The sequence below is a fragment of the Paenibacillus nicotianae genome (genome assembly GCF_042681745.1).
GTDB lineage: Bacteria > Bacillota > Bacilli > Paenibacillales > Paenibacillaceae > Saccharibacillus > Saccharibacillus nicotianae.
On sequence record NZ_JBHUGF010000010.1, the window covers coordinates 1,197,377 to 1,221,567 of the forward strand.

Genomic DNA, 24,191 nt, shown 5'->3' on the forward strand with positions numbered 1-24,191 from the left:
ATGGCAGGTACTATGATTTCAGCTAGCGATCATCGTGTAAGTTCACCCGTCGTTATTCAGATTGTCGGTTACAAAAATTCAGGCAAAACTATATTAATCGGAGCGCTTTTACAACACTGGTCTGCTCAAGGCAAAAAAGTTGCTGTGATCAAACATGATGCCCATGAATTTGACATGGATCATGCAGGCACAGATACGTACGCTCACACACAATCAGGAGCAGCAGCCATAGCGATTAGTTCGTCTACACGAACAGCGATGATAGAGCAACAACCTTCATCATTAGAACAATTAATCGCTAGATTTGCTGTCGGTTATGACTTAATTCTAGTAGAAGGATTTAAGCAAGCCGATTATCCTAAAGTTGTTATTGTTGCTGATCAAGAAGGGCTTTCTTTGCCTGCTAAATTATCACATGTCAAATGGGTATACAATCGCTATGACCTGTCTATATCTTCAAATTTGAAAGAAATCACTTTTATTGATGCTAAAAAAGATGGTATTATAACGATAATCCATGAATTGGAAAATTATATTGAAGCTCAGGGGGAACATCAGAAATGAAAATTACACTTATCGCCGGCAGTAATCGTCCGGACGCATCAACTACTTTACTTAGCCAGTATATTGCCCGTCTGCTTCAAGAGCATGGACATGAAGCAGAAGTATTTAATTTGTATGAGCACCAATTACCGTTATACGGACCGGGTGAAGCGTATGGACATGCAGAAGTACAGAAGCTTGCACAAGCTGCCAAATCTGCGGACGCACTTGTATTAGCAACACCTGAATATCATGGTTCGATTTCGGGTGTACTCAAAAATGCATTAGATTTCTTGGGTAGTGATTATTTCAATAACAAAGCTGTTCTGTCTGCGAACTCGGCAGGCGGATTGATTGGTACTGCTTCTTTATTGCATTTACAGACTATTGTTCGTAATGTACATGGGATTAACTGTCCAGAATGGATCTCAATTGGTGGATCACAGCGTGAATTTAATGAAAATGGAGAGCCTATCGATGAAGGAACCGAATTGCGTATTCGTAAAGCAGTAGAAAACTTTATTGATTTAGCAGCCAAATTAAGTAGTGCATCTGCTTAAACTGAATTTATGATAAGTACAATATGTGCATCGCCTATACTTATAGAGCATAAGATGGATCGAAAAGAAATATTAAGTTGGTTGAGGAGATATACCAGCACAAGTATTTCATAATAAAAATGAATACAATCACAAAAGCCCCTTACTTTCAGCATATAACTCACTCGTACAATGAGCATGTACTGAAATAGTAAGGGGCTTTTGCTATAGATATCTTTTCATCAATCATTCATAGGATCAGTATAGAAATAGCAATACATAATGTATAAGAACTGATTAAAAGCTATTTTTGTAAAGCATAGAGTGATAACAATGATCAAATAATGACCATTTGTAAACTATAGATCTGTTCTTTTTTCAATTGCTTCAGACATCGTTTTATCAGTAAGATGAGCATAAATTTCTGTCGTTTCTGTAGAGGCATGTCCTAACTGTTCTTTGGTTTTATAGATATCATTTTGTAAATAATAATCGGTTGCAAAAGAATGACGTAACTTGTGTACTGTAAGATAAGGTTTGCCAAAGCTTTTAGCATATTTCATAATCATCGCCTGGATCGCTCGCTTAGTCATACGCTTACCCGAAGATTGTCCGTTAGGACGGGCGACAAATAAGGCAGTTTCTTTTTTTGGCGTACGATAACGAGTTTCACGCAATTGTAGATAGGTTGCGATCTCATCTTTGGCTTGTTCTCGAAAATAAATAGGCGTTTTAAACGTTTCATCGTTGTTTCCTTTACGTGATACATACATCAATTTCTGATTAAGATCCAGATCAATTAAGTTGAGATTCACCACTTCTGATACACGTAAGCCTGAATTCAAAATCAAGCTCGTAATACAAGCATCCCGCTCGCGATTAAGTTCATAAGAATACAGCGCTTGTTTGTTAGTAGCAATATCTTCACGATATCCTTCTAAAATATAGCCGACAAATTCCAGTAGCTCTTCATCTTCCAAAATTTTTCCTTTTAACTTGGCGGCGGTGTCTTTCGGTTTGTGCATCCGTTTTACTTCAACTTTTGCCATAATATTACGTTTAAGCAAAGGATAAAAATCATCATCTTCAGCAATTTGGCTTAAATAATGAAATAGCGAGCGAAGAGAAGATAATTTACGTGATACGGTTACCCGTGTATTGGTTCCTTCTGTTCGAGTGGTCAGATGAAGACGATAGTTCGTAATGTCTTCCATCCGCAGTGTTTCCAATTCTAGCAATTGTATCTGTTTGTAGTCAGCGGCTGTAGATAATCCTTCTACGATCATCCATCCAAAAAAAGATTCGTAATCTCGTATGTACTCCAGCAATGTAGATGGAGAAAGATCAGGTAATTTATAATTGATAAATTGCTCTACAAACCAGGGCATAGAAGGCAATTTTTCATCTAATTTCAAGCGATCTGCTATTTTTTGTACACTCATGTTGATATTCACCTCGTATTCGATTGTAGCACAAATAGAAACGGATCATCGGTTTCTTCAATTGGAAATGATTTGCTTCTTTTAGAGAGAAAAGTATATAGTAAAAGGAAAAGAAAAAATCATATTTGGAATGTTAAACGACCTGACTTCGGTGATGGAGGTTCATCATGAGATTAAAGCTTGAGCAAGTGCCACGTAGTCGCAGACGTGTCATCCGAGAAATGATGCAATTGTATCTTTATGATTTTACATATTATCTGAGTATTGATCTTGATGAAAAAGGTCGTTTTCCAGAATACCCGGGGTTAAATCAATATTGGAGTCAACCAGGTAAAAAGTTTCCATTTTTAATTTATGTAGATTCCTATATTGCTGGCTTCGCTCTGGTCGATCGGCTGAAAGATCCTTTAGAAGCAGATTATTATATGACCGAATTTTTTGTGTTAAAAAAATACAGGCGTACAGGAGTCGGTAAGTGGGCTGCTCATCAGTTATTTTCACGTTATACAGGTACATGGAAAGTCACTCAAGTACAGACTAACCGTCCAGCACAGCTATTTTGGCGACAAATTATCGGAGAGTATACCAAAGAACACTATCGAGAAGTCATTCATCCACAGTACGGTAATCCGAGTCAGTATTTTGATACCCAACAAGTCGAATAATATTGTTTACACCCTATCACAGCATAGAGAGGAAGACACATTATGTATTTACCATCATTTTCGTTATCTAATAAAAAAGCTATCGTAACAGGAGCCGGCAAAGGAATTGGACAAGCTCTGGCTGTTGGACTGGCTCAAGCTGGAGCCGATGTAGGATTAATCGCTAGAACAGGATCAGATCTGGAAGTGACCAAGCAATTGATCGAAAAGCACAGCAGTCGCAAAGCAATTTGTATTACTGCGGATGTAACAGATCGTGAGCAAATGCAAGCCGCTTTTGATCGGTTTGAATTGGCTTTCGGCGCACCGGATATTCTGGTCAATAATGCAGGTATGAATATTCGTTCCAAAGCGCTGGATGTTACTGATAGTGAATGGCATACAATTGTCGAGACGAACCTACATTCAGCTCTAATCGCTTCACAAATCGCTGCACATCTAATGAAAGAACATGGTGGCGGCAAAATTATAAATATTGCTTCTGTTGGTGGACATACAGCTTTGCGTACAGGTGTTGTCTATGGCGCAACCAAAGCAGGCTTAATCCATATGACCAAAATTCTAGCTATGGAATGGGCGCAGTATGGAATTCAAGTCAACGGTATAGGTCCCTGGTATTTCCGTACTCCGCTTACCGAGACTATTCTAGCGGATGAACAGTATGTGCAAGACATTTTAGATCGCACTCCTATGAAACGTGTAGGTAATCTAGAAGAAGTAGTCGGCCCGGTAGTCTTTTTAGCTTCCGAAGCCGCAGGGTATATTACAGGACAGACGATTATGGTAGACGGTGGAATGTCTGTATTTGGATTTTAAAGAACTTGTGATTACCTGTTATTCTTAATACACTAAGTATACGTGCTTAGTGTATTTTGGCATGTTATATACACATTTTACTTTGATAAGGAGAACAGATATGTCTAATGTCTACGATATTTATCATGAAGCATATAACAAAGACAGTTGGCAAACATTTGTCGATATTCATCAAGAACTATATGATCCTATAGATCCTTCAATAAAAATAAAAATGAGTCAGACTACTATTCCAAAAGATATTCAAATCGTACTGCTTGCTAAGTTAGGTGAATATGCTTTTCAATGGATTGAACGTACCATTCCAGCTTTGGATCATAAAACGCCGCTATCTTATTTACAAAGTGAACAAGGAACCAATGCACTTAGAGCAGCTATCATGCGTATGCCTAATTAACCATACTTGATAAAAGAAGTGCACAAATTTTTTTCATGAATTATTTATATTTATGAGCAAAGCTCAATTAATAAATTTATAAATAAAAGGAGTGACATGATGGTCTATAATATCTATGTCACTCGAGCAGAAGATATATATGACAATGAGGATTCTCAGATTCTGCTGAAAGAACGGAAAGATCTTATTTATTCAGACAGTGAGCTAGAAGCCATAAGTAAATTAGAAATAACATTGCCAAATGGATTTACATTGTCTCAAGAGCATGAAGAAATAGCGAATAGATTGCAAGGAAAAATTATTAGAGAAGAAGGATAATCATATTAAGTATATAAAAGTTATCAAGTTGATTTAATTATGTTTTTGAGTCATTTCAAAACATAGCTAACAATAGAACATGAGCAGATTGAGTTTAGGAGGTTATTATGAGAGGTAGAACTATTAAATTGTATACAATGAGTGAACAATATAAAAATTTACAAATAGCTGAATTAGGAAATTGGACAGGAAAAGTATATATAGGAGAAAGAAAACATGTACAACTCTTGAAAAAGTTTGAAGAATTATCTGCGCCTGGTATATATTTTTTAATGTCTGATATTGAAGAATCATACTTAAAGCGTATGTATATAGGAGAAGCTGATGAGGTAAATCAAAGATTACAAGATCATTTTAAGTCTAAAGATTGGTGGAGTACATTTGCTATTTTTATTAGTAAAGATAATAACCTCACTAAAGCACATGTACGCTATTTAGAAAAAGAATTATATATTATAGCTAAAAATAATACTACTACTGTAAAAGTAGATAATACAAATATACCTACTGGTTCTAAAATGCCTCAATCAGATCGAGAAGATATGGATGAATTTAGCGAAAATATAACGTTTGTTTTAAAAAATTTAAGGATTATGGATTTTACTAAAACAAGTAGTGAAGATATTAATAATTTGGAACAGTCTAATTTAAACCAATTATCTATATCAGATAGTCCTATTTTTAAAATAAATATAGCTAAAAAACAAGCTAAACTTCAAATTGTACATGGGGTATATAAGTTATTAAAAGGCTCTTATATTAGAAAAGAACATAATCGGGGATTTGTAGCACATAATTATTCTAAATTACGTAAACAGTTAGAAGATGAAAACTATTTTTCGGTATCAGAAGATAGTGACTTTTATATTTTGTTGAAAGATATTGATTTTAAATCACCATCTGCTGCAGGGGCTATTGTAAGAAACAGTTCAACAAATGGAAGAAAAGATTGGAAATTAGACAATGGGACTAGTTTAGATGACTATGAAAATAATTTACTATAAAAGAAAAAAGATGTTTATTCTATTTTTACTACAGGAAGGAAATTCACTATGAAATCGATTGAACAATTGGTAAATACGCAGGAGCATGCATGGCAAGAAATACAGGATGTGTTGAATCAAGGGGAAACGCCTTATACTATTTTGCCGAAACAAAATCTACAAGCACAATCTACACTGTTACAGATGCAAATTACAACGAAATCGTATCTGGGTTGTATTGCGTATGAAACAGGTGGGATTTTATTTGATCAGGGGTGGATCAAGCTGTTAGGGTCAGGTAACGAACGTATCTATGGAGATTTGTTATCATGGAATGGACAATCTCAAGCTGGACAACCTAACGCTATACAACCGATCGCCAAAGCATTAGTAGTGGCTTATGATGTGGTAGGCGGATTTTTTGCTCTGAACGGTGGAGGATTAGGTGAGCAACCTTCCATTTATTATTTTGCTCCAGATACACTAGAATGGGAAGATACCGAGTTATCTTATTCTGAATTTGTGATCTGGTTAGCTTCTGGACGATTGGCTCAATTTTATGAAACGATGCGCTGGAATGGTTGGCAAGAAGATATTTCTAGCTTGTCGCCTGATTGTGCGATTCATTTTTATCCACCGCTTTGGACACAAGAAGGATCGACAGATCAAAGTAGCAAAAAAGCTGTTCCTATAGCGGAGTTTTGGAATATGCATATTAGTCCTTCTCAATAAAATAAAGCAACAAAACCAAAAAACTCTAGTATACGTTATCAATGTATACAGAGTTTTTTTGCTTTTTATTGTAAGCATTATTGACTACTAGCTATATAAATATCGCTGTTTTAGACTATTTTAGTTAAAACAAAGACAAATACGACATATATTGAAGTGTATAAATGCCATATTTACGAACATTATGATCTACTTTAGAATAAATGTAAGAATTGCTGACAAATGAAGGAGATGACATCATGCATAAGCTATCTGCGGTTCCTGAACCTCATATCCAATACCAACCGAAACATTATTGGTGTAAACGAGCCGAAGGACAAAGTGACTGGAGTGGAAAATTAGATCAGCCTTTTTGGGAACAAGCCAGTTGGACAGATTCATTTGTAGATATTGAAGGAGATGTTAAGGCATTACCTTCTAAGCAGACACGTGTCAAAATGCTTTGGGATGATGACTATTTTTATATAGGTGCAGAATTAGAAGACAATGAAATATGGGCAACACAGACAGAGCGAGATTCAGTGATTTTTTATGATAATGATTTTGAAGTTTTTATAGATCCTGATGGAGATACACATCAGTATTATGAATTTGAAATCAATGCGCTCAATACAGTCTGGGATTTGTTACTGGTTAAGCCTTATCGGGATGAAGGGCCTGCTATTAATGGGTGGGATATAAGCGGACTACGGACAGCCGTTTATATTGATGGAGAGCTAAATAATCCTTTAGCGAACAATCGGAAATGGAGTGTAGAGATTGCTATGCCATGGTCGATTTTGAAAGAGTGTTCGTTACATAAACGTGCTCCGATAGCTGGTGAGCACTGGCGTGTTAATTTTTCGCGTGTCCAATGGCAAGTAGATATTGTAGATGACCAATATGTCAAAAGGATTGATCCAGCTACAGGTCGTTCTTTTCCCGAAGATAACTGGGTATGGAGTCCGATGGGGATTGTTAATATGCATTATCCTGAACTATGGGGATATGTGATATTTACCGATGAGCAGAATACTCACGATACGCAACAACCACTGCATACGACTACGATAGAACAATACAAATGGTTATTACGACAGCTCTACTATCGTCAGCGTCAGTATGCAAGTGAACATCAACAATATTGTGATCAACTCTCAATCATTTATAACACCTTACCGACTGAAATACAAAATATTGCAGGCTTAGAACAACTTCGATTAGAGACTACAAGTAGTATGTTCCAGATTTCTATAGCGATACCAGATGGTCAGACACGCCTTTGTATTCGTCAAGATGGATGGGTATGGGAAGAAGCTTGATCATCTTTGGTCATCAATATCGCCAAATAAGGAAAAACACTACAATCATAATCATGCACTAATCATTATAGATCGGGAGGTATATTTATGACAATCAATACAGCGTATGGACTCAATATGGATCTAATCGAAAAAAAGTTTGCTTGGAAAAAAGAGCAAGCGCAAGGACGTGAGGAATCACTATTTGCTGTATTTGAACAAAACCTTTCGGAGCAGGAAAAGCAGTTGCTTCAATTTCTATATGCCTATATGCCATTACATGATTTGGCTGATTATGAAGGTGCTTTTTTTCTACAACATATTCGGGAAGTGTTGCAAGTACAAGCAGATATGCCTTGGGGCTCACATATTCCTGATGAGATTTTTGTAAATTATGTGTTACCTTATCGAGTAAATAACGAGAATATCGATCATAGTCGTTCGGTGATCTACGAAGAATTAGCAGAACGAGTACGTCATTTATCTATGGCTGACGCTATATTGGAAACGAATTATTGGTGTCATGAACGTGCAACCTATATTGGCACAGATATACGCACTGTTTCTCCGATTACTATAATGAGAACAGCACTAGGACGTTGTGGAGAGCAATCAACATTGACTGTAACTGCACTGCGGAGTATTGGTATTCCTGCACGTCAATGTTACACACCACGCTGGGCACATTGCGATTCTAATCATGCATGGGTAGAAGCATGGGCAGACGGGAAATGGCACTTTCTAGGAGCATGTGAACCGGAACCTGTACTTGACGAAGGTTGGTTTCGATTACCTGCTAAGCGTGCGATGTTGGTACACACGCGTGTATTTGCAGATTATAATGGCCCTGAAGAAGTAACAACAACCCATCCCTGGTATACCGAAATTAATTTGTTAGCTCATTATGCTGCTGTCAAACCAATTCATATCTATACGATAGATGAAGCAGGCAACCCTGTTGTAGCTGAAGTTCAATTTCAATTGTACAATTCGGCTGAATTTTATCCTTTAACTTCATTGATGACTGATGATCAGGGACGTGCTTCGCTAACAACCGGATATGGTGATTTGTTTATTCATGCGTATACGTCTTCTTTATGGGGAACTGCTTTTATAAATACCAATACATCATCCGAGTTAACATTAGTATTGAAAAGTCATAACACGCCTGCATATGCAGAACATAACACCACACATACCAATCCAAATATTCTGATCGAAGAATGGAAAATGACTCCGCCAGTGGCTCCTATTATCGATAGTGGAGTCAAGGTTGATGAATCAACTGCTCATGAACATATGCAAAGAATCAAAGCAGGTACAGCGATCCGTACAGCTTTTGAGCAGACATTTATAGATCACACACAAGCCGGGCAATATGCGGAAGAATGGCAATTACCGAGACATCGGGTGTGGAATATACTGCAAACAGCAAAAGGAAACGGGGAAGAGATTGCTGCTTTTCTTAGCGAATGTACTCTTGCTGAACGAGAATTAGGTCTGCGTGTATTAGAATCATTACGTCCTAAAGACTTAACAGATACATTTCGGTCGGTATTACATGATCATGTAGAAGGTGTTATATCGTTAGACGAAGCATCTCATATCTATTCAAGTGATTGGGATCAATACGTCCTATGTCCACGAATTCATTTTGAAATGCTTACACCGTATCGTAAATATTTTGCTAATCAGTGGGATACCGAGCAACAACAAGCTTTCCGTTCTAATCCTATGCAGTTAGCCGCTGTGTTAGAACAAGAGATCACAGTAAATAATGATATAGATCGTTATACAGGAATGGCAACACCTGCGGCGGCTCATCAGTTAGGGGTTACTGATTCGGTCAGTCGTGATATTGTGTTTGTAGCGGCGGCACGTAGTCTCGGTATTGCGGCGCGGTTAGAACCGTTGAATGCTATCCCTCAATATCAGTTGCAAGGTACATGGCATTCTGTTCTTTGGAAGCAAGATCAATCTACACGTGAGGATACGGTATTGGCTCCAACTAATGGTCAAATACAATTTGTGCGTGCTACAGATGCTTCAGAAGTGATTGCAGAATATCAGCATAATTTTACAGTCGCTATTTTTGAAAATGGTATTTATCGCACATTAGATATTCCATATGGAGAAAAAGAAGTGTATCAACAACCGTATGATGTATTAGCAGGCGATTATCGTTTGACAACCGGAACTCGTCTTGAAGATGGAAGTGTGTTAGGCACATTTGCTTATTTTAAAGTACAACCTGAGCAGCAAATAGAAGTAGAATTACTATTTCGCACAGAACAGCAACAAATACCTGTTCTTTTGGATACATTGCCCGAATCTTTACAACAATATATGTATTCATTGCAACCAGAAGATGATAACAAAGATCAGAAAGAAGGTAGTATTTTAGCATGGCTTGAACCTGAGCGTGAACCGACCAAGCATTTATTACGCGAATTAGCAGAACTGCGAGCAGAATTGGAATTGTGGGAAGGTCATATCCAGTTATCGATTGCTGATGAGCAAGAATATGGAGCGGTTATATTAGATCCCTTGCCATCTCAGTCTCAAGTTGCCATTGATCCGCAATATCAATTACTAGATCAATGGTCAGAGTGTCTCCCTTCACTAGGAGGAGATCAACTACCTGTTGTGATTGTAGTAGATGCACAACACAAAGTGCGGTACTGTTTGCAAGGATATAAGTTAGGCACAGGAAAAGAATTGTTACGGATTGTAAATGGAATGAATGCAGAGACACATCAAGCAAAGAGTTAAGTTAATATTATCAGCGCTTTGCAAAAGACTTCACTGTTACTCAAGTAGCAGTGGAGTTTTTTTGATGGTTTTGATTTGCTAGTCATTTCGCCTATATTTCGCAAGCATTCGTAATGATGTTATAATTTGAAAAAAGAAAGGAGGAATATAATGTTACGTAATAAATTATCTTTTAAAATCATTACTATTGTTTTGGTAGTATTAGTTATTGGTCTTTCTATTTGGGAATTTGTCACAAAAAAATATACTGGGTATACTTATTTGTTTCTTGGATTGATGATGATTTCTGCAGGGATATCTCTTTTTAAAGAACAACGAAAATCCTTAGCCTATATGTATTGGATAACAGCCATACTTATTTTGATTGCTTTTGCAGTAGGAATTTAAAAAAATAAAAAATAGAGTAGATCATCGGTTCAATAGCAACTTGCTTGTACATAAGGAGAACAATCATGTTAAAACGTTTGAAAACGATAGGTCGTTATGACGTATTCAAAAGAATCATCGTTACAGGAATCTTTATAGTTGTGCTTTCATTTGCGATTATTGAATCTATGATCGTATCTGGTTTTAAGATCAATGATACGCATGCTCCTGATATTGAGTATGTGATTATTTTAGGATCAGGGCTGAAAGGTTCACAGTTATCGATTATTTTACAACAACGTGTAGATACCGGGATTGCCTATCTGAAGCAACATCCTCATATGCCTGTTATCGTATCCGGTGGTCAAGGGCCGGGAGAAGATATTCCCGAAGCAGAAGCAATGAGCCGTTATCTTGTTGGTCAAGGTATCGATCAGAACCGTATTATTCAAGAAAATCGTTCAACCAGTACTTTTGAAAATTTAAAGTTTTCTCAAGATATTTTGAAGGCACAAGGTGTCAGTCAACCTTCGATCATGATTGTGACTAGCAATTATCATCTGTATCGTGCAGAAATGATCGCTTCCACGCTTGGCTTTAAAGTACATGGTATAGCAAGCCCGTCACTAGAGTACTTGTTGCCTCAAAATATGTTACGCGAATATCTAGCGATGATCAAAGCGATGTTACAGCTTCCATAAAAATTTCTATCCAAAAATAAGGAGTTGCCTAATGAGTGAATACACGATAGGACATTTGATTCAGCGCAAACATAGCGAATTGTTAGAGGATTTTAACCCTCTGTTTACAGGTCATCTTAATGAAGATTGGACTTTATTTTTTATGAAAGATACGAGTTTTGATACAAGGATTCCATTGTCTGTCTATGATATTTCCAATACTGTACCTGTTCTTCACTTTGATCATGAAGAAGATCATGGGTGGAGTTATGATATTCTATCTGACGGCATATCCAAAGCCCATTTTGATTATAATTATGAATTAGAAGAAATGTCATTATATCAAATGGCGCTAGAGCAATACCCGGAAGAAGATCCAGTAGAGCTGTTATATACTAATCCTAATTTTGAAGGGGTTCGTTCACAACTGCTGACGGAATTACATCAGAATCCAGCATATCAAGAACAACTTGATAATCTATTTAAAAATTGTCATGTAGAGCAATTTGGTCTATTTGAAGTAAGTCCAGCTCAGATCGAGCAATTAAAGCAGATCATGACTCAGGAGCATGTAGATCAGTTGGATTTTATGCACGATTTGGTGGATCAATTTAAACAAATACTGAATCTTCAAAAAATGAGCTGGATCAGCCCGGATCGCTTAGAAGATGATGAATTTGATGTGGAGTTGTAAGGAATTATGTCTGAATACTCTCAAGTTCAATTGTATATAGAATGTGATGAAGCACAATTTACAGAGATTAGAGATCGTTTTATACAATGCTTATCTGAATATGGATTTGAACGTAATTATCTACAAACGTATTTTGGTACGATTGAATGGGAACTATCTGATAATTTTTTTATGTATACAGGATGTAATGCAAAACGTACTTCTCTTTTGAAGGATAATACATCGGTAAGTGTTTGGCCGGCTTTGATAGGATTAACCCCGCATGTTTTTACAGAACTGCAACAGAATGTAGTCGAAATTGTTTTATTTTTCGAGACTGATCATATTATCGATGATTATAAAAGTGCTCATTTAAAAAAAGAATGGCAACCGTTAATTTGGGATACGATGTGCCTTTTTTATAAACATTTTGGCGAGACGACTATATATTTTACAGACGAAACCACAGATGGGCAGCCTTGGGAAGCTTTGATTAGCAAGCAAGATCAGAACAAGTATTGGTTATTTGATGCAGCGATTGTACCTAATCAATTAGAGACGTATAATATGCAGTCCTCGCAATCTGACTTTTATACTGAAACTAGAATAGAGCACACAATATTTGCCCGAAAAGTAGTCTGGGATCAACCTCCTTGGAATCATCCAAATCAATATTTTCCAATTAAGTGATTACGCTTACAGCTGAAGGGTAATAAATTAGCGAATCACATGACCAGGGAGGCTACAATCATGGAGAAACGCAAATATGGTAAAACAGATATGGAAGTTAGTGTACTGGGATTCGGTGGTTCTGAAATAGGAAGTGGCGTTAGCGAAAGTGATGTAAAACAATTACTGAATAGCGCATTGGATGCTGGCTTAAATGTAATTGATACTGCAGAATGTTATGGAAAAAGTGAAGAATTAATTGGAAATACATTAGCTCACCGCCGGGATGATTATTATTTATTTACCAAATGTGGACATGCCGCAGATTTTGATGCTCCAGATTGGGATCCTGTGATGTTAGAGCAAAGTATAGATCGCAGTCTTAAAAGACTCAAAACAGATTATGTAGATGTGATCCATTTACATAGTTGCTCTGAAGAAGTGCTTCGTCGTGGCGAAGTGATTGAAGTGTTACAACGTGCCAAACAAGCAGGCAAAACGCGCTATATTGGTTATAGTGGTGATCATACGAATGCCCTCTATGCTATTAATACAGGTGTATTTGATAGTCTTGAAACATCTGTCAATATTGCAGACCAAGAAGCGATTGCTCTTACAATTCCTGAAGCACGCAAGCAAGGAATGGGTATTGTCGCCAAGCGTCCGATAGCTAATGCTGCATGGACTTTTGAAACGGTAGGTGCGCAAGAATATCCTTTTGTATATTGGAATCGATTGCGTGATCTCAATTACGGATTTTTGCAAGATGAAGAAGTACAAAAAAGTATAGAGCGTGCGCTACGTTTTACATTGAGTATTGAAGGAATAGATACAGCGATTGTTGGAACAACAAAACCAAGTCGGTGGACAGAAAATGCTGCTTTATTAAAAGAAGGAGCATTATCAAAAGAACATTTTGAAGCGATACGCAGTCGCTGGCAAGAAATTGCAGAACCAGAATGGGTAGGACAGACGTAACATAGAGCCTACAGATACAATAAGTGTAACTATTTTAATAACAAAAAAAGCTATCTTCTTAGAAATGATAGAAGGTAGCTTTTTTGTGTTCTTTATCGTTTTTAATCTTATTTTATAAAAATTCAATATATGAAAAATTCATAATAAGAAGAAAAGAAATACACTTTGTCACACACATATTATACATACTTTTTACGTATCTACATCCAGAATGTAAAAAGTAGCAAACATTCAATATTAAATTCAAAAACAAAAAAACAAAATTTAAAATAATAGTTGTCAAAACGAAAAGGATATGATAATTTATACCTGTAACCGGTTACACATTGAGGTGAAAAGAAAATGACAACGATAAAAGATGTAGCACGCCATGCAGGTGTATCTGTAGCTACCGTTTCACGAGTGATTAATGAGACAGGTTATGTACATGAAGATACGCGGCGTAAAGTAGAAGAATCTGTACAACAATTGAACTATACCCCTAATGAAGTAGCACGTTCTTTGTATAAACGTAAATCCAGATTGATTGGTCTGTTACTACCTGATATTACGAACCCTTACTTTCCCCAACTCGCTCGCGGGGTAGAAGATCGGATGCAGGAAAGTGGATTCCGCTTAATTTTTGGCAATAGTGACGAGAGTCAAAAGAAAGAGCAAGATTACATACAGACTTTTGTTCAAAATAATGTAGTCGGTGTGATCTCATCTACAAATGATCCAGGTACAGCTTCATATCGTTCATTGAAAATTCCGGTTGTGTTTTTGGATCGTATATCAAGTGATCGTCCTGCGGTCTATGCAGATGGACGTGAAGGTGGACGACTAGCAGCACAGCAAATGATTCAGCGTGGAAGTCATCATATTACAGTGATGCAAGGGCCTATTCATATTCGTCCCGCACAAGATCGTTTTCAAGGAGCAATAGAAGTGTTGCAAGATATGGGGATTGATTACCATACGACGCAGACCTCATCTTTTTCATTTACCGATGCAGATCGCTGGGCAAAAGAGCTGTTTGAACAATACCCTGATACAGACGGGGTGATAGCAAGTAACGATATTGTAGCTACAGCAGTGATCCAAGAAGCATATCGACTAGGCAAAAAAGTACCACAAGATGTGCAGATTATTGGATTTGATGATATTCCTTTAAGCAGTCTGTTATCACCAGCATTATCTACAATTCGTCAGCCAGCTTATGATATGGGCAGAGCGGCAGCAGATTTATTAATTCAATTGATCGAAGGCACAGCAGGAGAACAACGAACGATTCAGATGCCTGTTCAATTTATAGAACGTGAGACGACTCGTAAGCTATAATCGTAGATATATTTTCGTCTAAAATCATGATTTATCATAGTGACTTGATCTAAAATAATATGTTTTGATTTCAAATAAAAGAAACAGAAAGGTGGAATTGTAATATGTCTCAATCTCAGCAAAATTCTTCTAAAGCTAAAATTTGTGTAATTGGTAGTTGTTCGATGGACTTGGTGGTTACTTCTTCTAAGCGTCCAGGAGCAGGCGAAACTGTTCTTGGAGAAAGCTTCAAAACGGTTCCCGGCGGAAAAGGAGCCAATCAAGCGGTAGCAGCAGCGCGGTTAGGAGCACATGTAACGATGATTGGTCGCGTAGGTGATGATCATTTAGGTACAACGATTTTACAAAACTTTAAAGATAATCACGTTAATGTAGATTATGTGGAACCGGTTACAGATATGGAGAGCGGAACAGCACATATTATTTTAGCAGAAGGAGATAACAGTATTATTGTTGTCAAAGCAGCCAATGATCATGTCACTCCAGAGTATGTTGCTCAAGCTATTGATGTGATTCAAGCTTCTGATCTTGTCATGATTCAGCAAGAAATTCCAGAAGAAACGGTAACTTATGTCAGCCAAGTATGTGCGGATGCTAAAGTGCCTTTGTTATTGAATCCAGCGCCGGCTCGTCATGTGAATAAGACAGTGATACAGAATTTATCCTATATTACGCCAAATGAACATGAAGCAGGAATTGTTTTTGAAGGGCAGACGTTAGAAGAAGCATTACGTGAACATCCGAATCGGTTGTTTGTAACCGAAGGAAGTAAAGGTGTTCGTTATTATGATGGTCAACAAGAAGTGGTTGTACCGACGTACAAAGTAGATGCTATCGATACTACAGGCGCAGGAGATACATTTAATGCGGCTTTTGGTGTGGCATTAGCAGAAGGTCAGTCTTTACAAGACGCATTACGTTTTGGCAATCGTGCAGCTTCTCTTTCTGTTACTAAATTCGGTGCACAAGGCGGTATGCCTACACGTCAGGAAGTAGAGGAACAACTGTAATGAAGAAAAGCGGCATTTTGAATAGTCATATTGCTAAAGTATTAGCTGATCTTGGACATACCGATTATATTGTGATTGCAGATATAGGATTACCTGTACCGGATGGAGTGTCTAAGATTGATCTTGCTCTTACGTATGGAGTGCCTAGCTTTCGGGATGTTGTTCATGTGATCTCGGAAGATATGGAGATTGAACAGATTACAATCGCAGAAGAGATGGTAGAACAGAATCCAGATACCTTTTTATATATGCAAGATAAGTTCGCAACTATTCCATTATCCAGATGCAGTCATGAACAATTCAAGCAATACTGTCAAAAAGCGAAAGTGATTATTCGTACTGGTGAATCCAGACCGTATGCGAATTGCATTTTGCATGCAGGTGTTTATTTTGGCGCAACAGAGTAGTAGAAGAGCATGCTAATTATAGGGCATAAATAGTACAACAGATTTAAAGGAGGCATTGTCTATGCAGATTCAAATGAATGGTATTTACAAATCCTTCGGTACAAACCAAGTCTTGAGCGGAGTCGATTTTGATCTCCGCACAGGCGAAGTTCATGCACTGATGGGTGAAAATGGAGCGGGCAAGTCAACATTAATGAATATTTTGATTGGTCTGCATGAGCGTGATCAAGGTACGATTGTGATCGATGGACAAGAGACATATTTTGATAATCCCAAAGTAGCTGAACAAAAAGGGATCGCTTTTATTCATCAGGAGCTTAATATCTGGCGTGATATGACCGTACTTGAAAATTTATTTATCGGTAAAGAGATGACATCCAAATGGGGTTTACTGAATACCAAACAAATGAAAACGCTAGCAAAAGAGCAATTTCGTAAATTAGCCGTCGATTTGCCTTTGCAAGGCGAAGCAGGAGATTGTTCTGTTGGACAACAACAAATGATCGAGATCGCCAAAGCGTTAATGACAGACGCGAAAGTAATCGTTATGGATGAACCGACTGCGGCATTAACCGAGCGTGAAATTCAAAAGCTATTCGAAGTCATTGTAGCGCTCAAAAAAGAGGGAGTATCGATCGTATACATTTCGCACAGAATGGAAGAAATATTTGCGATTTGTGATCGAATTACGATTATGCGCGATGGCAAAACAGTCGATACCAAAGAAATTCCACATACTCATTTTGATGAAGTCGTTAAAAAAATGGTAGGTCGTGAATTGACAGAACGGTATCCTGCTCGTACACCGCAACGTGGCGAAGTGATTTTGGAAGTGAAAAACGCCAGTAAAAAAGGTCAATTCCAGAACGTAAGCTTCACCGTACATGCAGGAGAAATTGTAGGATTTTCCGGCTTAATGGGGTCGGGACGGACAGAGATTATGCGTACGTTGTTTGGACTTGATAAGCTAGATAGCGGAGAAATCTGGATACGCGGTAAAAAAGTAAATATTCGCAGACCTGATGATGCAGTGAAGCATAGTATAGGCTTTATTACAGAAGATCGTAAAGATGAAGGATTAGTGCTTGATTTTTCTATTCGTGAAAATATGGCGCTACCTAACTTATTTAGTTTCTCTTCCAAAGGATTTATTTCCAGTAAAAAAGAAGCCGAATTTGTAGATACATTGATCAAACGCTTGCAAGTAAAAACACAATCTGCGGAGACACCTGCACGTAGTCTATCCGGTGGTAATCAGCAAAAAATCGTTATCGCTAAATGGATTGGTATCGGCCCAAGTGTTTTGATTTTGGACGAACCTACCCGCGGAGTCGATGTAGGAGCAAAGCGTGAAATTTATCAATTGATGAATGAACTAACAGATCGTGGTGTAGCGATTATTATGGTGTCTTCTGAATTGCCAGAAGTACTTGGAATGAGTGATCGCATTGTAGTCGTCCATGAAGGCAAGATTAGTGGCGAACTATCCAGTCAAGAAGCTACACAGGAAAATATTATGACGTTAGCTACAGGAGGACAGTAATATGACAACAATAACGAAAGAAAAACCAGAGAAAAATTTCAAATTATCAAATGTAACCCAAAAGCTTGGGCCGTTGCTTGGATTTATTATTCTAGTCATTATTGTATCGGTATTGAATCCAGACTTTTTGGAACCGCTTAATATTTTGAATCTGTTACGTCAGGTTGCAATTAATGCGCTGATTGCTTTTGGTATGACTTTTGTTATTTTGACAGGCGGTATTGATCTATCGGTTGGTTCGATTCTAGCTTTATCCAGTGCTTTTGTAGCGAACCTGATGTTAGCAGGCGTTGATCCAATCTTAGCGATTATTATCGGATGCGCAGCAGGTGGCGTGATGGGTATGGTCAATGGACTGATGATCACCAAAGGTAAAATGGCTCCATTTATCGCTACACTAGCAACAATGACGATATTCCGCGGACTTACTCTAGTATATACAAATGGTAATCCTATCACAGGACTTGGCGATAGTATGGCATTTCAATTATTCGGACGTGGCTATTTCTTAGGGATTCCTGTACCTGCAATTACGATGGCAATCACATTTATCGTATTGTGGGTGATATTGCACAAAACTCCATTTGGTCGTAAAACATATGCAATCGGTGGTAATGAAAAAGCAGCTATCGTATCCGGTATCAAAGTACCACGTGTTAAAATTATGATTTACTCCCTAGCAGGTGCATTATCTGCATTAGCAGGAGCAATCTTAACTTCCCGTCTTAATTCAGCACAACCAACAGCAGGTACCTCTTATGAGTTGGATGCTATTGCAGCAGTTGTACTAGGAGGAACAAGTCTTTCTGGTGGACGTGGACGAATCGTAGGAACACTGATTGGTGCGCTGATTATCGGTACATTGAATAACGGTCTGAATTTGTTAGGTGTATCTTCGTTCTATCAAATGGTTGTAAAAGGGATCGTTATTGTAATTGCCGTCTTGATTGATCGCAAAAAATCTGCATAATCCGTTGATTTTAAAAGGAAAAGAGGAATCCAGTATGAAAAAAGTTATATCGTTGCTTGCTGTAGTTATGACCGTTATTTTACTAGCAGGTTGTTCACTTCAACCTCCAGCATGGGCAAAATCAAAAAAATCAGCAAATGCAGGCGAAATTAAGATTGGTCTGTCTGTATCTACTTTAAATAATCCATTTTTTGTATCACTTAAAGACGGTGTAGTGAAAGAAGCCAAAAAGCTAAACATTGAAGTGATTGTAGTCGATGCGCAAAATGATTCAGCTAAGCAAAGTAATGATGTCGATGATCTGATTCAGCAAGGGGTAGATGCATTGTTAATTAACCCGACTGATTCAGCAGCGATCTCTGCCGCGGTTCAATCTGCCAATACATTAGATATTCCTGTCGTTACGTTAGATCGTTCTGCGGACAAAGGAGATGTCAAAGCATTGGTCGCTTCTGATAATGTCAAAGGTGGCAAAATGGCGGCTGAATATATTGTCAAAGAATTAGGCAAAGATGCTAAAGTGATCGAATTACAAGGTGTACCGGGTGCATCGGCTACTCGTGAACGTGGTAAAGGGTTCCATGATATCGCAGATAAAGAATTGGATGTAGTCGCTAGCCAAGCAGCAGATTTTGACCGTACAAAAGGTCTAACGGTTATGGAAAATCTACTTCAAGGCAATCCAGATGTACAAGCAGTATTTGCTCATAACGATGAAATGGCACTTGGTGCGATTGAAGCAATCCAAAGTTCAGGCAAAGATATTCCTGTGATCGGCTTCGATGGTAATGAAGATGCACTAAATTCGATCAAAGATGGAAAATTGACGGCTACAGTCGCTCAACAACCTGAACTGATCGGACAAATGGCTGTGGATGCTGCTCGCGATGTTCTTCAAGGTAAAACGGTTGAAAAATCGATTCCAGCTCCTTTGAAATTAGTAACAAAAGAAGATCAATAAGTGAAATAAGAAGAATAAGCTCAAAGGAGATCAATTATAAATTGATCTCCTTTTTTTGTATGATTATAGGTTTTAAGTAAGCTGTATCAATTCATATGAAATGTGTAATAAGCAACTACTACATATAAAATCTTCGAAAATATGTTCTTGACCCGGAGTGAACTCAGGGATGTAATATGGATCTATAGAGAAAAGAAAGTGGTGATGATATGAATAAAGTGAATGCCTTAAAACAAACTTCGGACATAACAGGGTTAAGCAAAGATACTATCCTCTATTATGAAAAAATCGGGCTGATTCCACCTGTTTTACGTAATGAAGTAGGGTATCGGATATATAGTACAGATGATGTGGACAAGCTTCATGTAATAGCTTGTCTCAAAAAGACTGGAATGTCCTTAGAAAATATAAAAGTCTATATGCAAATCTGCACATCTGAAGGTAGACATACTATGCTTGAGAACTACAAAATCACATTAGAGCAACAAATGACAGAGTTACAAAAAATAATCGATATCAAACTCAAAAAAATGAAAGTTACAAAAAAAATGGAGGAATAAAAATGAAATCTAAAACGATTGCACTTGTTACAGGAGCTAATAAAGGAATCGGAAAAGCGATTGTAAAAGGTCTAGCGAACCAGGGAATCACGGTACTACTAGGGTCTAGAAATTCAGAACGTGGTCTAAATGCTGTAGCTGATCTAAAAAATGATGGCGACATTTATTTTTTAGAAATTGATGTTACTAATCCAACTTCTATTGAAGCAGCGTATCAAAAAATTGAGAGCACTTATGGACATTTAGATATTTTAGTTAATAATGCAGGTGTTGCTGCTTCACGATCGAAGCCAGGAGAAGCAGATGTAATTGAATTTAAAAAAGTTTATGAAACGAATGTATTTGGAGTCGTTGCTGTTATCAATTCGATGTTACCCTTAATTCGAAAATCTTCGTCTGGAAGAATTGTTAATGTATCTAGTTTAAGAGGATCACTTGGTGATGAAGGAGCATTTATTGGACAACCTTCAATTTCATATTCATCTTCAAAGACTGCACTCAATGCACTGACTGTTCATTATGCTAAAGAATTAGCAAGTGTAGGTATAAAAGTAAATTCAGCAGCACCAGGTCATGTAGCAACCGATTTCAATGATTTTAAAGGTAAGCGTACCCCTGAAGAAGGAGCTGCTATTGCTATTCATCTGGCAACTCTTGATCAATCAGGACCTACAGGTGGATTTTTTGATGACAATGGAAATATAAAATGGTGAATAATTAAAAATATTAAAAAAATAGCTATTGAGTATGTAACGGGAATTATATGTATAAAGTATATAATTCTAGCTGCTAAACAATTCTCACATCAAATGAAGTATAATCATTAGTAGTAGATCATGAAAGATAGTAAATCTTAAAGAAGGAGATCAATAGTATGCTAATTATTTTGATGCTCGCTTGTATCATTGTAGGCTTAATGACTACACATACGTATAGGCGAAAATCTGATATGCCTACAGCCGCGGGAAGTATACTGATGGTTGGAGGGATTTTTATACAAGGAGCATGGAGTGAGCTCACAGGATTATCTGTGTATTCGTATGCGACTTCTATATTTGTAATCATATTGATTGCTATTTGGATTTATTTGCTTCTTGGTTATATTACTTCGATTCGTAAAGATGAATTTTATGCTATACATTTAGCTGATCCTGTTGGACGCTTTGCGATAGGAACATGGATTGCAGGAACATCTATTTTATTAATAACGATCTATACTTCGTTTCCATCTTCATGGGTATATGAGACAGTGTTGATTGTAGCGGTAATGATGATCGGATTATGGATCTTCTTTATGTACTGGGTTGGCAAAAGTATGATCGATATCGCTAGAATGCAAGGTGGACGACATGTACATGGTATTATTTTGCTCGCCACAGTAGCCACTCAATCGATAGCCATGTTGCTGTATGATATTTTTGGACATAGTGAAGCGATGTTGATTATTTGCCGTCTACTGATTGGATGGGGATTGATCTTGTATGTAGGATTAGCCAGCTTAATGATCTATCGCTATATACGATATGCGTGGAATACAGCAGATCAATCACAAAGCAACAATGTAATGATGTATGGAGCACTAGCGATTACAGGTGTAGCTGTGATCGAAACGTCTAGCTGGACGCTGGATGCAGTATCTATATTATGGTGGATAACATTAGGCATTTTACTTGTTGTGGAATGTATTGAAATGATTCGTGCAGTGATGAGAATCAAACGACATGGCTGGAAAACAGCGGTCGGTACGTATGATGTGACTCAATGGAGCCGAATATTTACACTGGGTATATTTAATTTATTCACATGGCGGCTGATCATAATTAACCAGAGTACTCTTGTTCAGCAACCTGTATCGCCTCTACAAAGTGGAATCGTGATGATTACAGCATGGATTACAGTGTTATTATTAATCTGGCAATGTGTACTATCTATCGAAGCATACAGACATCGTACTGTAGTGGTAGAATTGCCTGTTCAACGGATACCTCATGTACATTCGCGAAAAGTAAAATAATAGGCATATAGAAATAACGAATCTTCTTTTATAGTAAGTAAATTCGTTATTTCTATATTATCCATTGTCCCTAATCACGTCTAATGATGTATAACATAGTTACTCTCTTACTGCTATATTAGAACAACGTTTGAAATCTTATGATTGACTTGGAGTATACTCCAAGTTGTACAGTAGATGTAGCACAACTAATCTATTTCAGAAAAGAGGCTACATTTATGAGTCAAGCTAAAACTGTTTTAATTACAGGCGCTAATAAAGGAATCGGTTATGAGACGGCACAACAATTAGGTCGTCAAGGATATATTGTATTTATAGGAGCTCGTGATGAGTCTCGCGGACAGACGGCTGTAGAGCAATTGTTACAACAAGGAATAGAAGCTCATTTTGTATTGCTGGATGTTACCAATTCTTCAACAATTCAATCTGCTGTTCATCAAATCGAACAACAATCAGGATCATTAGATGTATTGATTAATAATGCAGGTGTTTCAATAGACGAGATGTCCCCGCCTAGTCAATATAAAGTAGAAAATATGCGTAAGGTATATGATACTAATGTATTTGCAGTCGTGGAATTAACACAACAATTATTACCTTTATTACAAAAATCTTCAGCAGGACGTATCGTCAATGTATCGAGTGGACTCGGTTCGATAACTCAAAATAGCGATCCGAATTACGAATATGCTGCTTTTAACGGACTGGCTTACTCTAGTTCCAAAGCAAGTTTGAATGCGGTAACTGTGATGTTTGCCAAAGAATTTAAAGATACAGCACTCAAAATCAATGCTGCTGATCCAGGATACACTGCTACTGACTTTAATGGTCATACAGGTCCTCGTTCTGTAGAACAAGCAGCTACTATTATTGTAAAACTCGCTACATTAGATGAAGATGGGCCAACAGGACAATTTTTTGATGAAAATGGAATTGTTCCTTGGTGATATCCAATCTCAATCAAGGAGATCATAATTATGAGCATAACTAATATTCCTGAACCGTATACAACGATTAAACAGGCTTCTGAATTAACAGGTCTAAGTGAAGATACAATTCGGTATTATGAAAAATTAGGGTTATTGCCTTATGCAGATCGTCAGCCGAATGGACATCGAACTTATAATAAGCAACAAATTCAAGGCATTATCTTTTTGACTCGATTGAAAGCGACAGGGATGACGTTAGAGCAAATGAAGGAGTACCGGGAATTGGCAGTTACCGGTGACAGTACATTAGATACAAGATTACAGATACTTAAAGAACATCATCTTAAAGTGCAGGAAAGTATTGCACAACTGTTAGAAACACAGCGTTTTCTGGAATATACGATTGAACATTATATGGAAACAGCCCAAAATCCAGATCGTAACAGTCATGAATGTGATGCGGTAGTCAGTGAAAGAATGTTAGCCCGTCATACGTAAAAGTTCATTTGTATATAAAAAGACGTATCCTCTTTGCAGAGAAGATACGTCTTTTTTATTACTTTGTCACACTCTTTCTTGTTAGTTACCTGAAGATTGATGATCTAGTCAGCTAATCGCTCAGAA

Annotated in this window: 27 protein-coding genes; 26 read left to right on the forward strand and 1 reads right to left on the reverse strand. The window is 37.4% G+C overall.

Features of this window, described 5'->3' with window-relative positions:
- Positions 1 to 564: a molybdopterin-guanine dinucleotide biosynthesis protein B gene (gene mobB, locus ACFSGI_RS09545; protein ID WP_204823893.1), complete on the forward strand. Its 564-nt coding sequence runs from the start codon at positions 1 to 3 to the stop codon at positions 562 to 564.
- On the forward strand, positions 561 to 1,103 hold the full coding sequence (locus ACFSGI_RS09550; protein ID WP_204823896.1) for an NADPH-dependent FMN reductase: 543 nt from the start codon (positions 561 to 563) through the stop codon (positions 1,101 to 1,103). The genes mobB and ACFSGI_RS09550 overlap by 4 nt, the downstream gene beginning before the upstream one ends.
- A 338-nt stretch (positions 1,104 to 1,441) precedes the next feature.
- Here ACFSGI_RS09550 and xerS read toward each other — a convergent pair whose 3' ends face one another.
- Entirely contained in the window at positions 1,442 to 2,524 is a 1,083-nt protein-coding gene (gene xerS / locus ACFSGI_RS09555; RefSeq protein WP_204823901.1) for a tyrosine recombinase XerS, read from the reverse strand.
- A 167-nt stretch (positions 2,525 to 2,691) separates the two neighbouring features.
- Between xerS and ACFSGI_RS09560 the strand changes: the two genes are divergently transcribed.
- The 24 genes from ACFSGI_RS09560 to ACFSGI_RS09675 all read left to right on the forward strand — a co-directional run bounded on the left by ACFSGI_RS09560 (position 2,692) and on the right by ACFSGI_RS09675 (position 24,065).
- Complete coding sequence (locus ACFSGI_RS09560; protein ID WP_204823902.1) at positions 2,692 to 3,189, forward strand: GNAT family N-acetyltransferase; 498 nt, start codon at positions 2,692 to 2,694, stop codon at positions 3,187 to 3,189.
- A gap of 42 nt (positions 3,190 to 3,231) precedes the next feature.
- Positions 3,232 to 4,005, forward strand: a complete 774-nt coding sequence (locus ACFSGI_RS09565; RefSeq protein WP_204823903.1) for an SDR family NAD(P)-dependent oxidoreductase — start codon at positions 3,232 to 3,234, stop codon at positions 4,003 to 4,005.
- 100 nt (positions 4,006 to 4,105) lie between these two features.
- Positions 4,106 to 4,402, forward strand: a complete 297-nt coding sequence (locus tag ACFSGI_RS09570; RefSeq protein WP_204823904.1) for an antitoxin Xre/MbcA/ParS toxin-binding domain-containing protein — start codon at positions 4,106 to 4,108, stop codon at positions 4,400 to 4,402.
- Between the two features lie 99 nt (positions 4,403 to 4,501).
- A complete protein-coding gene (locus ACFSGI_RS09575; protein WP_204823905.1) occupies positions 4,502 to 4,720 on the forward strand; it encodes a hypothetical protein in 219 nt (72 codons plus the stop codon).
- A gap of 107 nt (positions 4,721 to 4,827) precedes the next feature.
- Entirely contained in the window at positions 4,828 to 5,724 is an 897-nt protein-coding gene (locus tag ACFSGI_RS09580; protein WP_204823906.1) for a GIY-YIG nuclease family protein, read from the forward strand.
- Between the two features lie 48 nt (positions 5,725 to 5,772).
- Complete coding sequence (locus ACFSGI_RS09585) at positions 5,773 to 6,435, forward strand: DUF2625 family protein (protein WP_204823907.1); 663 nt, start codon at positions 5,773 to 5,775, stop codon at positions 6,433 to 6,435.
- 239 nt (positions 6,436 to 6,674) lie between these two features.
- On the forward strand, positions 6,675 to 7,736 hold the full coding sequence (locus ACFSGI_RS09590) for a carbohydrate-binding family 9-like protein (protein ID WP_204823908.1): 1,062 nt from the start codon (positions 6,675 to 6,677) through the stop codon (positions 7,734 to 7,736).
- An 87-nt stretch (positions 7,737 to 7,823) separates the two neighbouring features.
- A complete protein-coding gene (locus ACFSGI_RS09595) occupies positions 7,824 to 10,487 on the forward strand; it encodes a transglutaminase-like domain-containing protein (RefSeq protein ID WP_204823909.1) in 2,664 nt (887 codons plus the stop codon).
- 150 nt (positions 10,488 to 10,637) lie between these two features.
- Positions 10,638 to 10,874, forward strand: coding sequence for a DUF3953 domain-containing protein (locus tag ACFSGI_RS09600; RefSeq protein ID WP_204823910.1), 237 nt, complete (start codon positions 10,638 to 10,640; stop codon positions 10,872 to 10,874).
- A 65-nt stretch (positions 10,875 to 10,939) separates the two neighbouring features.
- Complete coding sequence (locus ACFSGI_RS09605) at positions 10,940 to 11,554, forward strand: YdcF family protein (protein ID WP_204823911.1); 615 nt, start codon at positions 10,940 to 10,942, stop codon at positions 11,552 to 11,554.
- 31 nt (positions 11,555 to 11,585) lie between these two features.
- Positions 11,586 to 12,227, forward strand: a complete 642-nt coding sequence (locus ACFSGI_RS09610; protein ID WP_204823912.1) for a hypothetical protein — start codon at positions 11,586 to 11,588, stop codon at positions 12,225 to 12,227.
- Positions 12,228 to 12,233: 6 nt separating this feature from the next.
- The gene (locus tag ACFSGI_RS09615; RefSeq protein ID WP_204823913.1) at positions 12,234 to 12,896 is read left to right on the forward strand and encodes a hypothetical protein; all 663 of its coding nucleotides are present in this window, start codon (positions 12,234 to 12,236) and stop codon (positions 12,894 to 12,896) included.
- Positions 12,897 to 12,956: 60 nt separating this feature from the next.
- On the forward strand, positions 12,957 to 13,853 hold the full coding sequence (locus ACFSGI_RS09620) for an aldo/keto reductase (RefSeq protein WP_204823914.1): 897 nt from the start codon (positions 12,957 to 12,959) through the stop codon (positions 13,851 to 13,853).
- Positions 13,854 to 14,195: 342 nt separating this feature from the next.
- On the forward strand, positions 14,196 to 15,173 hold the full coding sequence (locus ACFSGI_RS09625) for a LacI family DNA-binding transcriptional regulator (protein ID WP_204823915.1): 978 nt from the start codon (positions 14,196 to 14,198) through the stop codon (positions 15,171 to 15,173).
- A gap of 104 nt (positions 15,174 to 15,277) precedes the next feature.
- Complete coding sequence (rbsK, locus tag ACFSGI_RS09630) at positions 15,278 to 16,183, forward strand: ribokinase (protein ID WP_204823916.1); 906 nt, start codon at positions 15,278 to 15,280, stop codon at positions 16,181 to 16,183.
- Positions 16,183 to 16,590: a D-ribose pyranase gene (rbsD, locus tag ACFSGI_RS09635; RefSeq protein ID WP_204823917.1), complete on the forward strand. Its 408-nt coding sequence runs from the start codon at positions 16,183 to 16,185 to the stop codon at positions 16,588 to 16,590. Before rbsK ends, rbsD begins: the two co-directional genes overlap by 1 nt.
- A 61-nt stretch (positions 16,591 to 16,651) precedes the next feature.
- Positions 16,652 to 18,133 (forward strand): sugar ABC transporter ATP-binding protein, encoded by a 1,482-nt coding sequence (locus ACFSGI_RS09640; RefSeq protein WP_204823918.1) that lies wholly within the window; start codon positions 16,652 to 16,654, stop codon positions 18,131 to 18,133.
- 1 nt (position 18,134) lies between these two features.
- The gene (gene rbsC, locus ACFSGI_RS09645; RefSeq protein WP_204823919.1) at positions 18,135 to 19,103 is read left to right on the forward strand and encodes an ABC transporter permease subunit; all 969 of its coding nucleotides are present in this window, start codon (positions 18,135 to 18,137) and stop codon (positions 19,101 to 19,103) included.
- Between the two features lie 34 nt (positions 19,104 to 19,137).
- The gene (gene rbsB / locus ACFSGI_RS09650) at positions 19,138 to 20,064 is read left to right on the forward strand and encodes a ribose ABC transporter substrate-binding protein RbsB (protein ID WP_204823920.1); all 927 of its coding nucleotides are present in this window, start codon (positions 19,138 to 19,140) and stop codon (positions 20,062 to 20,064) included.
- Between the two features lie 209 nt (positions 20,065 to 20,273).
- Entirely contained in the window at positions 20,274 to 20,624 is a 351-nt protein-coding gene (locus ACFSGI_RS09655; protein WP_204823921.1) for a MerR family transcriptional regulator, read from the forward strand.
- A gap of 2 nt (positions 20,625 to 20,626) precedes the next feature.
- Complete coding sequence (locus ACFSGI_RS09660) at positions 20,627 to 21,337, forward strand: SDR family oxidoreductase (protein ID WP_204823922.1); 711 nt, start codon at positions 20,627 to 20,629, stop codon at positions 21,335 to 21,337.
- 161 nt (positions 21,338 to 21,498) lie between these two features.
- A complete protein-coding gene (locus ACFSGI_RS09665; RefSeq protein WP_204823923.1) occupies positions 21,499 to 22,638 on the forward strand; it encodes an SLAC1 family transporter in 1,140 nt (379 codons plus the stop codon).
- Between the two features lie 218 nt (positions 22,639 to 22,856).
- On the forward strand, positions 22,857 to 23,585 hold the full coding sequence (locus ACFSGI_RS09670; protein ID WP_204823924.1) for an SDR family oxidoreductase: 729 nt from the start codon (positions 22,857 to 22,859) through the stop codon (positions 23,583 to 23,585).
- Positions 23,586 to 23,615: 30 nt separating this feature from the next.
- Positions 23,616 to 24,065 carry a MerR family transcriptional regulator gene (locus ACFSGI_RS09675; RefSeq protein ID WP_379283065.1) on the forward strand — a complete coding sequence of 150 codons (450 nt, stop codon included), beginning with the start codon at positions 23,616 to 23,618 and terminating at the stop codon, positions 24,063 to 24,065.
- Positions 24,066 to 24,191 lie beyond the last annotated feature (126 nt).

Bases quoted from the DNA above. Each gene is read 5' to 3' on its own strand.
- mobB (WP_204823893.1), top strand. From the start codon at position 1: ATGGCAGGTACTATGATTTCAGCTAGCGATCATCGTGTAAGTTCACCC.
- ACFSGI_RS09550 (WP_204823896.1), top strand. From the start codon at position 561: ATGAAAATTACACTTATCGCCGGCAGTAATCGTCCGGACGCATCAACT.
- xerS (WP_204823901.1), bottom strand. From the start codon at position 2,524: ATGAGTGTACAAAAAATAGCAGATCGCTTGAAATTAGATGAAAAATTG.
- ACFSGI_RS09560 (WP_204823902.1), top strand. From the start codon at position 2,692: ATGAGATTAAAGCTTGAGCAAGTGCCACGTAGTCGCAGACGTGTCATC.
- ACFSGI_RS09565 (WP_204823903.1), top strand. From the start codon at position 3,232: ATGTATTTACCATCATTTTCGTTATCTAATAAAAAAGCTATCGTAACA.
- ACFSGI_RS09570 (WP_204823904.1), top strand. From the start codon at position 4,106: ATGTCTAATGTCTACGATATTTATCATGAAGCATATAACAAAGACAGT.
- ACFSGI_RS09575 (WP_204823905.1), top strand. From the start codon at position 4,502: ATGGTCTATAATATCTATGTCACTCGAGCAGAAGATATATATGACAAT.
- ACFSGI_RS09580 (WP_204823906.1), top strand. From the start codon at position 4,828: ATGAGAGGTAGAACTATTAAATTGTATACAATGAGTGAACAATATAAA.
- ACFSGI_RS09585 (WP_204823907.1), top strand. From the start codon at position 5,773: ATGAAATCGATTGAACAATTGGTAAATACGCAGGAGCATGCATGGCAA.
- ACFSGI_RS09590 (WP_204823908.1), top strand. From the start codon at position 6,675: ATGCATAAGCTATCTGCGGTTCCTGAACCTCATATCCAATACCAACCG.
- ACFSGI_RS09595 (WP_204823909.1), top strand. From the start codon at position 7,824: ATGACAATCAATACAGCGTATGGACTCAATATGGATCTAATCGAAAAA.
- ACFSGI_RS09600 (WP_204823910.1), top strand. From the start codon at position 10,638: ATGTTACGTAATAAATTATCTTTTAAAATCATTACTATTGTTTTGGTA.
- ACFSGI_RS09605 (WP_204823911.1), top strand. From the start codon at position 10,940: ATGTTAAAACGTTTGAAAACGATAGGTCGTTATGACGTATTCAAAAGA.
- ACFSGI_RS09610 (WP_204823912.1), top strand. From the start codon at position 11,586: ATGAGTGAATACACGATAGGACATTTGATTCAGCGCAAACATAGCGAA.
- ACFSGI_RS09615 (WP_204823913.1), top strand. From the start codon at position 12,234: ATGTCTGAATACTCTCAAGTTCAATTGTATATAGAATGTGATGAAGCA.
- ACFSGI_RS09620 (WP_204823914.1), top strand. From the start codon at position 12,957: ATGGAGAAACGCAAATATGGTAAAACAGATATGGAAGTTAGTGTACTG.
- ACFSGI_RS09625 (WP_204823915.1), top strand. From the start codon at position 14,196: ATGACAACGATAAAAGATGTAGCACGCCATGCAGGTGTATCTGTAGCT.
- rbsK (WP_204823916.1), top strand. From the start codon at position 15,278: ATGTCTCAATCTCAGCAAAATTCTTCTAAAGCTAAAATTTGTGTAATT.
- rbsD (WP_204823917.1), top strand. From the start codon at position 16,183: ATGAAGAAAAGCGGCATTTTGAATAGTCATATTGCTAAAGTATTAGCT.
- ACFSGI_RS09640 (WP_204823918.1), top strand. From the start codon at position 16,652: ATGCAGATTCAAATGAATGGTATTTACAAATCCTTCGGTACAAACCAA.
- rbsC (WP_204823919.1), top strand. From the start codon at position 18,135: ATGACAACAATAACGAAAGAAAAACCAGAGAAAAATTTCAAATTATCA.
- rbsB (WP_204823920.1), top strand. From the start codon at position 19,138: ATGAAAAAAGTTATATCGTTGCTTGCTGTAGTTATGACCGTTATTTTA.
- ACFSGI_RS09655 (WP_204823921.1), top strand. From the start codon at position 20,274: ATGAATAAAGTGAATGCCTTAAAACAAACTTCGGACATAACAGGGTTA.
- ACFSGI_RS09660 (WP_204823922.1), top strand. From the start codon at position 20,627: ATGAAATCTAAAACGATTGCACTTGTTACAGGAGCTAATAAAGGAATC.
- ACFSGI_RS09665 (WP_204823923.1), top strand. From the start codon at position 21,499: ATGCTAATTATTTTGATGCTCGCTTGTATCATTGTAGGCTTAATGACT.
- ACFSGI_RS09670 (WP_204823924.1), top strand. From the start codon at position 22,857: ATGAGTCAAGCTAAAACTGTTTTAATTACAGGCGCTAATAAAGGAATC.
- ACFSGI_RS09675 (WP_379283065.1), top strand. From the start codon at position 23,616: ATGAGCATAACTAATATTCCTGAACCGTATACAACGATTAAACAGGCT.